Annotated in this window: 13 protein-coding genes and 1 riboswitch; of the genes, 4 read left to right on the top strand and 9 right to left on the bottom strand. The window is 70.2% G+C overall.

Going from position 1 to position 12,320, the window contains the following annotated elements:
• Positions 1-6 precede the first annotated feature (6 nt).
• The 3 genes from VF106_RS32800 (at position 7) to VF106_RS32790 (ending at position 1,263) form a co-directional block, all read left to right on the top strand.
• Positions 7-519 (top strand): SecDF P1 head subdomain-containing protein, encoded by a 513-nt coding sequence (locus VF106_RS32800; protein WP_330843782.1) that lies wholly within the window; start codon positions 7-9, stop codon positions 517-519.
• The gene (locus tag VF106_RS32795) at positions 516-926 is read left to right on the top strand and encodes an ASCH domain-containing protein (RefSeq protein ID WP_330843781.1); all 411 of its coding nucleotides are present in this window, start codon (positions 516-518) and stop codon (positions 924-926) included. Before VF106_RS32800 ends, VF106_RS32795 begins: the two co-directional genes overlap by 4 nt.
• Positions 927-1,053: 127 nt before the next feature.
• Positions 1,054-1,263, top strand: coding sequence for a winged helix-turn-helix transcriptional regulator (locus tag VF106_RS32790; RefSeq protein WP_330843779.1), 210 nt, complete (start codon positions 1,054-1,056; stop codon positions 1,261-1,263).
• A 1-nt stretch (position 1,264) separates the two neighbouring features.
• Here the strand turns inward: VF106_RS32790 and gcvP are convergent, their stop codons facing one another.
• The 9 genes from gcvP to VF106_RS32745 form a co-directional block, all read right to left on the bottom strand.
• Entirely contained in the window at positions 1,265-4,135 is a 2,871-nt protein-coding gene (gene gcvP / locus VF106_RS32785) for an aminomethyl-transferring glycine dehydrogenase (RefSeq protein WP_330843778.1), read from the bottom strand.
• Between the two features lie 146 nt (positions 4,136-4,281).
• A riboswitch (glycine riboswitch) is annotated at positions 4,282-4,373 on the bottom strand.
• 220 nt (positions 4,374-4,593) lie between these two features.
• The gene (locus VF106_RS32780; protein WP_330843777.1) at positions 4,594-5,151 is read right to left on the bottom strand and encodes a MerR family transcriptional regulator; all 558 of its coding nucleotides are present in this window, start codon (positions 5,149-5,151) and stop codon (positions 4,594-4,596) included.
• Positions 5,152-5,294: 143 nt separating this feature from the next.
• On the bottom strand, positions 5,295-5,768 hold the full coding sequence (locus VF106_RS32775; RefSeq protein WP_054046144.1) for a bifunctional nuclease family protein: 474 nt from the start codon (positions 5,766-5,768) through the stop codon (positions 5,295-5,297).
• Positions 5,769-5,932: 164 nt separating this feature from the next.
• Positions 5,933-6,616 carry a transcriptional regulator FtsR gene (gene ftsR / locus VF106_RS32770; RefSeq protein WP_330843775.1) on the bottom strand — a complete coding sequence of 228 codons (684 nt, stop codon included), beginning with the start codon at positions 6,614-6,616 and terminating at the stop codon, positions 5,933-5,935.
• 46 nt (positions 6,617-6,662) lie between these two features.
• A complete protein-coding gene (gene garA / locus VF106_RS32765; RefSeq protein WP_330843774.1) occupies positions 6,663-7,109 on the bottom strand; it encodes a glycogen accumulation regulator GarA in 447 nt (148 codons plus the stop codon).
• An 85-nt stretch (positions 7,110-7,194) separates the two neighbouring features.
• Positions 7,195-7,578, bottom strand: coding sequence for a glycine cleavage system protein GcvH (gcvH, locus tag VF106_RS32760; protein WP_330843773.1), 384 nt, complete (start codon positions 7,576-7,578; stop codon positions 7,195-7,197).
• A gap of 34 nt (positions 7,579-7,612) precedes the next feature.
• Positions 7,613-8,203, bottom strand: coding sequence for a cardiolipin synthase ClsA (gene clsA / locus VF106_RS32755; RefSeq protein WP_330843772.1), 591 nt, complete (start codon positions 8,201-8,203; stop codon positions 7,613-7,615).
• A gap of 21 nt (positions 8,204-8,224) precedes the next feature.
• Positions 8,225-8,410, bottom strand: coding sequence for a hypothetical protein (locus tag VF106_RS32750; protein WP_330843771.1), 186 nt, complete (start codon positions 8,408-8,410; stop codon positions 8,225-8,227).
• Between the two features lie 65 nt (positions 8,411-8,475).
• Positions 8,476-9,237 (bottom strand): class I SAM-dependent methyltransferase, encoded by a 762-nt coding sequence (locus VF106_RS32745; protein ID WP_330843770.1) that lies wholly within the window; start codon positions 9,235-9,237, stop codon positions 8,476-8,478.
• A gap of 118 nt (positions 9,238-9,355) precedes the next feature.
• Between VF106_RS32745 and VF106_RS32740 the strand changes: the two genes are divergently transcribed.
• Entirely contained in the window at positions 9,356-12,145 is a 2,790-nt protein-coding gene (locus tag VF106_RS32740; RefSeq protein WP_330843769.1) for a helix-turn-helix transcriptional regulator, read from the top strand.
• The last annotated feature ends 175 nt before the right edge of the window (positions 12,146-12,320 follow it).

Raw genomic sequence — 12,320 nt, 5'->3', positions numbered from 1 at the left:
GCTGGCGTGCGTGCGGTGTTGCTTGTTCTGGTGCTGGTGCTCACCGCCTGCTCGTCCGAGGTGACAGGTGCGCCGGCGAAGGACGACTCACCCGTCGTCGGCCCGGTGACCCTGGTGGTTCCGATCGAGTTGCACCCGGTGCTGGAGAAGCAGGAGCCGTCGGGGACCGCACCGCCGCCGACCGCGTCACCGTCCCCGACCGAGCTGCCGGACCCGAGCGGCGAGGCCCTCACGCTCGCCGAGCCGATCATGACCATAGAACGGCTCGACCGCGCCGAGGTCATGCTGGACCAGTCCCAGCAGTGGGTGCTGTCCCTGGACCTGACCGACGAGGACACCGCCACGTTCGCCGAGTGGACGGCTGACCACGTCGGCGAACGCCTCGCGATGGTGGTCGACGGGGAGATCATCATCGCGCCGGAGATCCAGAGCGCCATCACCGGTGGCGCAGTGCAGATCGCCGGCAACTACACGCAGGACGAGATCCGCGACCTGCTCGACAAGATCACGGGCCGATGAGCACGCGCCTCGACGAGCTTCCGGTGATGGAGTTCGCTTTTCCCGGGCCGCTGCGGGATCGACTGGTCGCCGCCATCCTGTCGGGCGCCAAGACAACGACGTCGGCGCTGCTGCTCCCGGACGAGCCGGTGCCGACCGCCGGGCAGCGGCTCGCGGTGGTCGACTCGGCAGGCCGGCGTGTCGCCGCGATCGAGCTGACCGAGGCACGTGTGGTCCGGCTGGCCGACGTGGACCTGCGCCACGCCCTCGACGAGAGTGAGGGCGACAGGTCGGTCGCCGAGTGGCGGGCCAACCACGAGACGTTCTGGCACAGCCCGGAAGTACGCGCCGAGCTGGGCGAGGACTTCACCGTGGACGACGACACGTTGATCGTCGCGAAGCGGTTCCGCCTCGTGGCTACCCGCTGAGCTTTTCCGTGCCGAACGGGTTGTCGATCACGTAGAGCCAGCGGCCGTCCGTGCCCCGGCGGGCCACGTCGGTTGCCGTGCCGGTGAGGTCTGTCGCTGGCGGCGATCAGCGCGGTGGGCCACGTTGGTGCTGCGCAACCTCATGCACGGATCGAGGACGACCGGCGAGCTGCGGGCCGAGTTGCCCGCGCTGAGCGCCAAGGTCCTCACCGAACGGCTGGTTTCGTTGCGGCGCCAGGGAATCGTGACGCGAGCGAGCGGCCGCTACCAGCTGACCGAACGTGGCTGCTGCGGCCGCTGCTCGCTGAGCTCTACCGGACCGGCGAGGCCCTGCTAGCTCACTGATACGCCTCGATGGGCGGGCAGGAGCACATCAGGTTGCGGTCGCCCTTCGCGCCGTCGATACGGCGGACCGGGGGCCACAGCTTCGGGCCGGTCGCGCCCTCCGGGTACACGGCCTCCTCGCGGCTGTACGGGTGGTCCCACTTGCCCGCGATGGACTCGGCGGTGTGCGGGGCGCCGCGCAGCGGGTTGTCGTCCTTCGGCCAGTCGCCACGCACGACGCGGTCGATCTCGCGGCGGATCGCGATCATGGCTGTGCAGAAGCGATCCAGCTCCGCGAGGTCCTCGCTCTCGGTCGGCTCCACCATCAGCGTGCCGGCCACGGGGAACGACATCGTCGGCGCGTGCAGGCCGTAGTCCGCAAGGCGCTTGGCCACGTCGTCGACCGTGATGCCCGTCGCCTTCGTGATGCCACGCAGGTCCAGGATGCACTCGTGCGCGACGAACCCGCCCTCGCCCGCGTACAGCACCGGGAAGTGCTCGTTCAGCCGCTTCGCCACGTAGTTCGCCGCCGCCACCGCGGTCATGCTCGCCCGGCGCAGGCCGTCGGCGCCCATCATCCTTACGTACGTCCACGAGATCGGCAGGATCGACGCGCTCCCCCACGGTGCCGCGCTGATCGGGCCGACACCGGTCTTGGGGCCCGCCTTCGGCTGCAGCGGGTGGTTCGGCAGGTACGGCGCGAGGTGCGACCGCACACCGATCGGGCCGACGCCGGGACCACCGCCGCCGTGCGGGATGCAGAACGTCTTGTGCAGGTTCAGGTGTGACACGTCGGCGCCGAACTTTCCGAAGCGTGCCAGGCCGATCAGAGCGTTCAGGTTCGCACCGTCCACATAGACCTGACCGCCGGCGTCGTGCACCAGCCCGCACACCGTCCGCACCGTGTCCTCGTACACGCCGTGCGTCGACGGGTACGTGATCATGATCGCGGCGAGGTCGTCCCGGTGTGCGTCCACAGTGGAGCGAAGGTGGTCGACGTCGATGTTTCCCTTGTCGTCACAGCGAACCACGATCACGCGCATGCCGGCCATCGCCGCGCTCGCGGCGTTCGTGCCGTGCGCGCTCGCGGGAATCAGGCAGACGTCACGGGCGCCCTGGTCGTTCGCCCGGTGGTAGGCGCGGATCGCGAGCAGGCCGGCGAGCTCGCCCTGGCTGCCGGCGTTGGGCTGCAGGCTCACCGCGTCGTAGCCGGTGAGCTGTGCGAGCCACTCCTCGAGATCGCTGACGATGCTCAGCAGTCCCGTCGCGTCTGCCGCGGGGGCGAACGGGTGCAGGTTCGCGAACTCCGGCCAGGTGATCGGCTCCATCTCGGCGGTGGCGTTGAGCTTCATGGTGCACGAGCCGAGTGGGATCATGCTCCGGTCGAGCGCGACGTCCTTGTCCGACAACGCACGCAGGTACCGCAGCAGCGCGGTTTCCGAGTGGTGCGTGGCGAAGACGGGGTGTGTGAGGTACTCGGACGTGCGGGCCAACTCGTCGGGGAAAGCGTTTTCCGTGTCGACGTCCAGTGCGTCGACGTCGCCACCCACCCCGAACGACGCCCACAGCAGGCGCACGTGCTCACGCGTGGTGGTCTCGTCGCAGGCGACCGCGACCTGGTCGGGCGACACCCGGCGGACGTTGATGCCGCGGTCGCGCGCGTTGCCGACGACCTCGTCCGCGCGGCCCGGGGTGTTCACGAGCACGGTGTCGAAGAAGTGGTCGTGCACGACGTCGACGCCGCCGTTACGCAGCCCGGCGGCGAACACGGCGGCCATCCGGTGGGCGCGGGTCGCGATGTTCCGCAGACCGTCCGGCCCGTGGTAGACGGCGTACATGGAGGCGACGATGGCGAGCAGCACCTGCGCGGTGCAGATGTTGCTGGTGGCCTTCTCACGGCGGATGTGCTGCTCACGGGTCTGCAGCGCGAGGCGGTAGGCACGGTTGCCGTCCGCGTCGACGCTGACGCCGACCAGCCGGCCAGGCAACTGCCGCTCCAGGCCCTGGCGGACCGCGAGGTAGCCGGCGTGCGGGCCGCCGAAGCCCATGGGCACGCCGAACCGTTGAGTGCTGCCGGCGACGACGTCCGCACCGATCTCACCGGGCGCGCGCAGCAGGGTGAGCGCGAGGATGTCGGCGGCGACGACCACCTGCGCACCGCGCTCGTGAGCCGCAGCGACGAGCACCTCGTGGTCCCGGACCGCGCCAGAGGCGCCAGGGTAGGACAGGAGGATGCCGAAGAACTCGCCGTCGGGCAGGCCGTTCTCGAGGTCGACCACCTCGACGTTGATGCCGAGCGGCTCGGCGCGGGTCTCGATCACCGCGATGGTCTGCGGGAACGTGTCGGCGTCGACGAGGAAGCGGGTGGAGGACGCCTTGCCGGCGCGGCGGACGAGCGTCATGCCCTCGGCGGCGGCCGTCGACTCGTCGAGCATGGAGGCGTTCGCGAGCGGCAGACCGGTCAGGTCGGCGACCATGGTCTGGAAGTTGAGGAGGGCTTCGAGGCGGCCCTGGGAGATCTCCGGCTGGTAAGGCGTGTAGGCGGTGTACCAGGCGGGGCTCTCGAGCACGTTGCGCAGGATCACCGGCGGGGTGACCGTGCCGTAGTAGCCGAGACCGATCATCGAGGTCAGGGGCGTGTTCTTGGCGGCGAGGTCACGCAGCTCGGCCAGCACCTGGGCCTCGGAGGCGGGCGGCGGCAGCTCCAGCTCCACGTCGGTCTCCCGGATCGACTCGGGCACGGCCCGCTCGACCAGCTCGTCCAGGGAGCCGACGCCGATGACGTCCAGCATTCGCGCGAGCTCGTCGGCACGTGGCCCGATGTGCCGGTCGGCGAACGGAGTGCCGTCCTCGAGGGCGGCGAGTGGGATCCGGTCCTGGGTCATGGCGCGCCTCCGGAGCTGTGGGGTGGGCATGCGTGCTTCAGCTGCCCTCCCCCTCTGTCCGTGCACGCTAACGCGTGCGCCTGAGAGCTTCGTCCAGCATCGATGGACTTGCACCTTCGGCGGGCCAGGCCGCTTTCCAGAGGCGTCTCACCCTCGCGGTTCGGGTGCCTGAGAGGTTCCGGGGAGGATTTGCTCCTTCGGCGCCGAGCCAAGGCTCGGACTCTCCCGCGCGGGATCAGCGACTACCGCGCAAGCCTACCGCGCCCACCAACCGGGAGCGCCAAAAGGCGAGCAACGTAACTCCGCGACCACCCCAGGTCACCGCGCGAGTCCAACGCGACCGACTCGCGTGTCCAACACTGCGGACCCGCGAGTTCGACAATCGGAGTCCGGTCTCATTGTCGAACTCACCGGTCCACGACGTTGGACACGCGGGTCCTGGGTGTTGGACTCGCGGGTCAGCCGGCGTTGCGGGCCTTGCGGCGGGCTGTCAGTTCGTCTTCCGGCATCGTTTCCACGATGACGCCGTCCGCACGTTCGGCCGGGAACTCGTGGATCGTGCCGTTGATCTCCTGCATCGCGCCGGACACGGCTATGCCGAACACGCCCTGGCCACCCTGCAGGAGGTCCACGATCTCCTCCGGCGAGGTGCATTCGTAGACCGTGGTGCCGTCCGAGAACAGGGTGATCCTGGCCAGGTCACGGACGCCGCGACGGCGGAGGTGCTCCACCGCCACGCGGATGTTCTGTAGTGATACCCCAGTGTCGAGCAGCCGCTTGACCACCTTCAGGACCAGGATGTCCTTGAACGAGTACAGCCGAGCGGACCCGGAACCGTGGGCGCTGCGGATGGACGGTGCCACCAGCCCGGTTCGCGCCCAGTAGTCCAGCTGGCGGTAGGTGATACCGGCGATCTGACAAGCCGCAGGCCCGCGGTAGCCGACGAGCTCGTCCGGTCCGGACGCGTCCGGAAACAGCTCGCCCTGCTCACCGGTGACGGGACCATCCTCGACCACGCCTGCCTCCAGTCTCCTGCCACGCGAGAGCTGTGTAACCACAAGCTCGTAACACGACGGTAGGTCGGCGGGGGGACAGGGTCAACGCGACGCGCGGACAACGGGTCGCAAACCTAAACCTGTTATGGAGACTTTGTTACCAATCAGGTATCCGCGCCGCGAAAGTCCTCCGGCGAGACACTGTCGAGGAACTCGCGGAACTTCTCGACCTCGTCCTCCTGCTCGTCCGGGATGATCAACCCGGCTTCCTGCAGCACGGAGTCCTCCGCGTGGATGGGGACCCCGACGCGTAAGGCGAGCGCGACTGAGTCGCTCGGCCGGGCGGACACCCGCACGTCACCGTCGAACACCAGCTCGGCGAAGAACGTGCCTTCTCGCAGGTCGGTGATCCGCACCTGTTCGAGCTCCCGTCCCAACGCCCCGATCACGTCCTTCAGCAGGTCGTGCGTGAGCGGCCGAGCCGGCCGCACACCCTGCTGCTCCAGTGCGATGGCCGTGGCCTCCACCGAGCCGATCCAGATCGGGAGGTACCGCTCACCTTCCGTTTCGCGCAGTAGCAAGATCGGCTGATTAGCAGGCAACTCCACCCGCACGCCAACGACCCGCATCTCGCTCATCGGGTTCGCCTCCCTCCACAAGCTCAGCGAGGATGTGCACCCCACGCTTTCGAGGATCGCCTATCGCTGACCTCGACGCTACCCGCCATCCGGATCCGACGCTTGTGTTATCCGGAGACGTTTGAGTGCCGATGCCGTTTCGTGGCGGCGATCCGAACATCAGCCTACTTCTCGCCGATGCCTCGTAACCCCGCCTTCACCAGCAAGGTGTGCAGACCCACGGACAGCGCCGCCAGCTCGCGAACGGTCTCGTCGGCCCCGGATCGTCCCTGCATCGGGGCCACGATCTGCTCGACCAGCCCGACCTCCCGGTCCGCGGCCGCGCGGAAACCCCGTAGGTGCCGGGGTTCGATGCCGAACGCGGCGAGCGCCTTCGCGGTCGCGGCGATCTGGGCCGAGACCGTGTCGTACAGGCCCGCCGCGCCAGGTCTGACCAGTCCGAACTCTTCCAGGTCGGCCAGCAGGGACGCGTCGATGCCCGAGTTGGCGAGCAGCTCCTCCCGCGTCATCCGCCGGATGGGCTGCTCGACGAAGTCCTCGGCGGTCGGCAAACCGCCGTCCCCCACCGCATGCAGCACACGCGGCCGGTCCGCCTCGTCCAGCTGCTCCTTGATCACCTTCAGGGGCAGATAGCGATCGCGTTGGGCGGCCAGGACGAACCGCAGCCGCTCAACGTCCGTCTCGGTGAACTGCCGGTACCCGGAAGCGGTGCGAGCCGGTCTGACCAGCCCTTCCGACTCCAGGAACCTGATCTTGGAGATGGTGACGTCCGGGAACTCCTCGCGAAGCCGGCCGAGCACCACACCGATGCTCAGCCGGTCGCCAGCTGGTCGCCCGGCAGCCGTCACCCCTGCCTCCGCAGTGTTGATCTGGCTCGCTGCCTGTCGCGGTGCCCTAGGACGCGTTGGCGCCGGTGAGGAACACCAGACGGAACTTGCCGATCTGCACCTCGTCGCCGCCCGCGAGCACCGCCGAGTCGACCGGCTCGCGGTTGACGTAGGTGCCGTTGAGGCTGCCGACATCGATCACCACGAACTCGCCGCCCTCACGACGGAACTCCGCGTGGCGACGGGAAACCGTGACGTCGTCGAGGAAGATGTCGCTGTCCGGGTGCCGGCCCGCGCTCGTGGTGTCGCGGTCGAGCAGGAAGCGGGAACCCGCGTTCGGCCCGCGCTTGACGACGAGGAGAGCCGATCCTGCCGGCAGTGCGTCAACACCGGCGACGGAAGGCTCCGGTGCTGGCTGCTCGCTTCCCTCGGTCTCGAGGAAGTCGGCCCGGAAGACGGACGTCCGCTCCGGCGACTGCTCCGGCGGCACGCCGGGCCCGTCGTTGGTGCTCACCTGAGCTCTCCTCCTGCTGGTGCTTGTCCTACCCATGATGCAACCTACCGTGCGCGATCAGCGCCCTAGGAGTTGACTCCCCTGGTCACTCCTTGTCGGTGAGCTCCTGGTAGGCGGCGGCGTCCATCAGCTCGTCGAGCACGCTGAGGTCATCGACGTTGATCTCCACGATCCACCCACCGCCGTAGGGGTCGGAGTTGATGAGCTCCGGGGTGTCGTCGAGCGCGTTGTTCACCGCGACCACCGTGCCCGTGACGGGCGCGAAGATCTCCGAAACGCTCTTGGTGGACTCGACCTCGCCGAGGGGCGATCCGGCTTCCACCGCGGCACCGACCTTGGGCAGCTCAACGAACACGACGTCACCGAGCTGATCCTGTGCGTAGGCGGTGATCCCGACGCGCACCGCACCGCCTTCCGTGGCGGCCACCCACTCGTGCTCTTCGGTGTACTTGAGGTCTTCCGGCGTCAATTGAGTTCCTCCGCGCTCGGGGTTTGGGCGAAGCTTAGAGGGGTCGGGCCACCGACCGCAGTGCCGCTCGGGTCTGCACCACGTAGAGCAGTCCCGACCACACGAACAGCGCGCTGCCCCACACGACGAACGCGTAGGCGACCGGGCGGGCGATCGTGGCGAAGTCCGAGCTGCCCTGGGCGACCAGGAGCAGCGGCATCGCGTACATCAGGTTGAAGGTGGCGGCCTTGCCGATGTAGGTCACCTCCGGCGGGGCGAACCCGGCCCGGCGCAGCACCAGGATGCAGACACCCACCATGATGTCCCGGCCGACCAGGATCAGCGCGAACCACAGCGGGATGATGCCGCGCGCGACGAACGCGACCACGGTGGCGAGCGTGTACAGCCGGTCGGCGGCCGGGTCGAGCACCGCGCCGAGCCGGCTGGCCTGGTTGAGCCACCGGGCGATCTTGCCGTCGGCCCAGTCGGACACGCCGCTGTACACGAGCACGAGGAGTGCCCAGCCGTCTGCCTCGGGGCCGAGCAGCAGCCACAGGAACACCGGAACGAGCGCCAGGCGGATCACGCTCAGCACGTTCGGGATGGTGAGTAACCGGTCGGGTAACACCTCAGGCTGTGATGCCATGCCCCGCAGCGTATTCGCCGGTCAGCGGGTGGCGCGGGTCAGGCTCCAGCCACGGCGGCGCAGGTCCGCGTCGGTGAGCGACCGGGGCCGGCCGCGGTCGTCGAGGCCGACCCAGCGGGCGTCCTCACGCACGAAGGCGTGCCCCTGGCACCACACCACCCGGCCCGGCGCCGTGGGAAGTGGCGCCGGTGTCGTCTTGTCAGTCATGTTCTCGCTGCCTGTGAGTTGATCAGTCCCTCCCACAAGAGCTGTCGGACACCGAGTCCTTTTCGTTATCCGGTCAGAGGACTTGTCCACATCGTGGACGCGACGACGTACCGGAAGGTCTTGGGCAGACGGACGGTGCCGTCCGCGGTGACCTTGCCCGCCACGGCCTCGGCGAACGCCGCACGAACCGGCGCCTCCCCCGCCAGCCGGATGGTCCGCAGGACGTCCTCGCTGCTGAGCATGGCGGTCCACGCCGCGCCAACGGTCGGGTAGGTGGCCGTGCACTGAACGTCGCCGGCACCCCACACGGCCAGCCCGGCGGCACGCAGCGCGCCGTCCAGCCGTTCCTCCGTGCCGGCGATCGGACGCGCGGCGAGCCGGCGCAGGTGGCCCGCGAACTGCTCCGCCCAGCAGCCGGGCGGCCGGGCCCAGTTCCCGACCACGACCGAACCGCCCGGGCGGACCACCCGCACCAGCTCGGTGAGGACGGCCGGACCTCGCGCGGTGACCACGTCGAACGTGCCGTTGTCGAACGGCAGCGCCTCCCCAGCGCCGGCCACCCGTAGGTCCGCCTCCGGCAGCGCCCACCGCGCGATCTCCAGGCGCTCGACGGCCGCGTCCGTGCCGGCGACGAGAGCCCCACGCTGCTCGGCCGCCCGCAGGAACAACCCGACGCCGCAGCCGACGTCGAGCAACCGCTTCCCCGCGAGTGGACCGAGGGCGGTCAGGACGGCGCCGTGCAAGGGCTTGTGCTCCTGCTCGGGTAGTGGCGGCCAGTCCTGCCCTCGGTCCGGTAGCGGACACCTGTCGATCGTTGGGGTGATCATCTCGTGCTCCCCTGCCGGTCTCACCGCGACAATGCTCGCCGAGACCTGCTGGTGCGCACATCGGGCATAGCCTCAGATCCGCCTCACCGTCGCCTTAGGCCGGGCCCATACTGATCGCGTGTCACGACGGGTGTCGGTGCCGGAACTCATCGGCAGGCGAAACGAGTTGACCCTGCTGGCCGGCGCTCTGGCGGACGCGACCGCCGGCACCGGTCGGCTGGTGCTGGTGGAGGGCGACGCGGGCGTCGGCAAGACACGGCTGGTGCAGGAGTTCGTGGACCGGGCCGCCCGGGACGGCGCCACCGTGCTGTCGGGCGGCTGCCCGCAGCTCGAGGCCGACATCCCGTACGCGGCGTTCGACGAGGCACTGCCCGGCTCCTTCTTCGTCGGCACGGGCGATCGTGCGACCGAGTTCCGCCGGGTCGCCGACACGATCGCGAACGCCGGGCACCCGGTCGTGCTGCTGCTGGAGGACCTGCACTGGGCGGACGCGTCGACCCGGGACCTGTTCGTGTTCCTGCAGCGGGCGTTGCGGCACGTGCCGGTGCTGCAGGTCGGCACGCACCGCACGGGCGAGGTCGGCGGCGACCACCCGGTGGCGGGCATGGTGGCCGAACTGGCCCGCCTTCCACACGCCGAGCGGCTGCGGCTCGCGCCGCTGACACCGGTCGAGACGACCGCCCTCGCGCGCGGACTGCTCGGCGTGGAACCCGGCCGGGAGATGGTGCGGGTGCTGCTGTCGCGCGCCGAGGGCAACCCGTTCTTCACCGAGGAGCTGATCGCGGCGTGGCCGGCGCGGGGCGAGGTGCCGCAGACCGTCCGCGAGGTGGTGATCACCCGGCTGGCGCGGCTGACCGAGGGCGCACGGCAGCTGTCGCGGCTCGCGTCGGTGATCGGGCGTACGGTGTCGCACGACCTGCTCGCCGACCTGGCCGAACTCTCCGAAGTGGACATCGGCGGATCGGTCCGTGACCTCGTCCACCACGGACAGCTGGTCACGACCGGTGATGACGGTTACGCGTTCCGGCACGAGCTGATCCGGGAAGCCATCTACGCGGACCTGCTGCCGGGTGAACGACGTGCCGCGCACGCGCGGGTGGCCAAACTGCTCGCCGCGCGCCCGACACCGGTCGCGGAGCTCGCGCACCACTGGGACGCGGCAGGCGAGGTGGACCAGGCGCTGGTGGCGTCGGTGCGGGCCGGTGAGTCGGCTGGCGCGGCGTTCGCCCACGCCGAGGCACACGCGCACTACGAACGGGCCCTGCGGCGGTGGCGGGAAGCGTCGTCGCCGGCGGCGGCGTTGACCGGGTTGGACCTGGACACGCTGCTGGAGCGGGCCGCGGCGGCCGCGAGCATCGCGAGCCGCAACAGACGCGCGGTCGAGCTGACGCAGGAGCGGCTGGCGCTGCTCGATCCGGTCACCTCGCCCGAGAAGGCGGCACTCGCGTACGCGGAGCTGGCGCACCGGGCGTGGGCGTCGGCGGACTGGCCGCTCGCGCGGTCGGCGAACCTGCGTGCACTGGAGCTGATCCCGGCGGACTCGCCGTCCCGCGTGGCGATCATGGCGCACCGGGCGGGCCTCGCGATGCTGTCGTCCCGCCACCGCGACGCGCTGCGTTTCGCCCGTGAGCTGTTACCGGTCGCGTCGGCGGCGGGCGACACGATGTCCTACGCGCGCGGGGTCATGGTGCAGGCGATCTCGTTGATCGGCACCGGGCACGTCCAGGAAGGGCTGTCGTGCATGCGCCAGCACCTCGCGCTCGCCAACGAGACCCGGGTGCCGCGCATGCTCGGCGTCAACTACGCGAACCACCCCGAGGCGCTGGTGTGGGTGGACCGGCCGGAGGAGGCGCTGGCCCTGGCGCGGGAGGGCATCGCGCGGGCGAGCGAGTTCGGCATCGACTTCTACCTGCTGCTGATCGTGGGCAACCAGGTACGGGCGCTCGCTGAGCTGCACCGCTGGGACGAGGCGCTCGACACGACGAACGACCCGGCCGACCAGGGCGCGGACGCGTTCACCCGGCTGCCGGCGGACCTGACACGGGCGGACGTGCACCTGAAGCGGGGCGACCTGGCTGCGGCCGGCGCGTTGCTCGACGCGTCCGCCGCCGTGCTGACCGGCCAGGACGACGTGCAGTTCGGAACCGAGCTGTCGGCGTTGCAGGCACTGTTGGCACTGCGGGAGAGCCGCTGGCAGGACGCGCGTGCCGCGGTGCGTGAGGGGCTGCGGGTGGCACTGTCCGCGGACAACCAGCACCGGGCCGCACGCGTGGTGTCGGTCGGCGTGCGGGTGGAGGCGGACGCGGGACTCCCCGACGGCTTGGCCCGCGCCGACGAGATCCTGGCCGCGGGTTCGGCGTACCTGGCGGCGCTGGAGGCCGATGGTGCGGTGCTTCTGCCGCGAACGCTCCGGTTCCTGACGCTGGCGCGGGCGGAGCGTTCCCGACTGTTGACGCCGTCCCCCGCCGCGTGGGCGTCGGTGGCGGAGATCGCGGCCCACGACCGGCACCTGCTGGGCTACGCACGGTTCCGGCAGGCCGAGGCGCTCCTGCTCTCGCGGGGTTCCCGCCAGCAGGCCGTCACGGCACTGGCGGAGTCGACCGCCATCGCGACAGCGTTGGAGGCGACGCCGCTGGTGTCGGAGGTGCGTGCCTTGGCCGAACGGGCCCGGGTGACCTTGCCGGCGGTGCCGGTAGTGCCGGTCTCGACGGACCCGCACGGCCTCACGGCCCGCGAGGCGGAGGTCCTCGCCCTGGTGGGCCGGGGCCTCACGAACGGGGAGATCGCGGAGGAACTGTTCATCAGCACGAAGACGGCCAGCGTCCACGTGTCGAACATTTTGCGCAAACTGGGCCTGAAGAGCCGAATCCAGGCCGCTGCGGTGGCACAGCGCCGCATCTCCCCCTGACGCGCCCGTCCCTGTGCCCGACAGCCGCGCCGTTGGCCTCCGGCCCCCGGTTTCCAGCGTACGGGCGACCCCCGACAGTCAAGCGGGTGAGAACGGCAACGGGGAACGGTTTCACCCACCGAACCCGAGCGAATGGTCCATTCGTGCGCCAGGGGGTCCCCCGATTTCCACACTA

The sequence above is a fragment of the Actinophytocola sp. genome, from assembly GCF_036378875.1.
Lineage (GTDB): Bacteria > Actinomycetota > Actinomycetes > Mycobacteriales > Pseudonocardiaceae > Actinophytocola.
The sequence above is the reverse complement of the archived record's forward strand: the minus strand, read 5'-3'. Positions and strand labels throughout refer to the sequence as shown.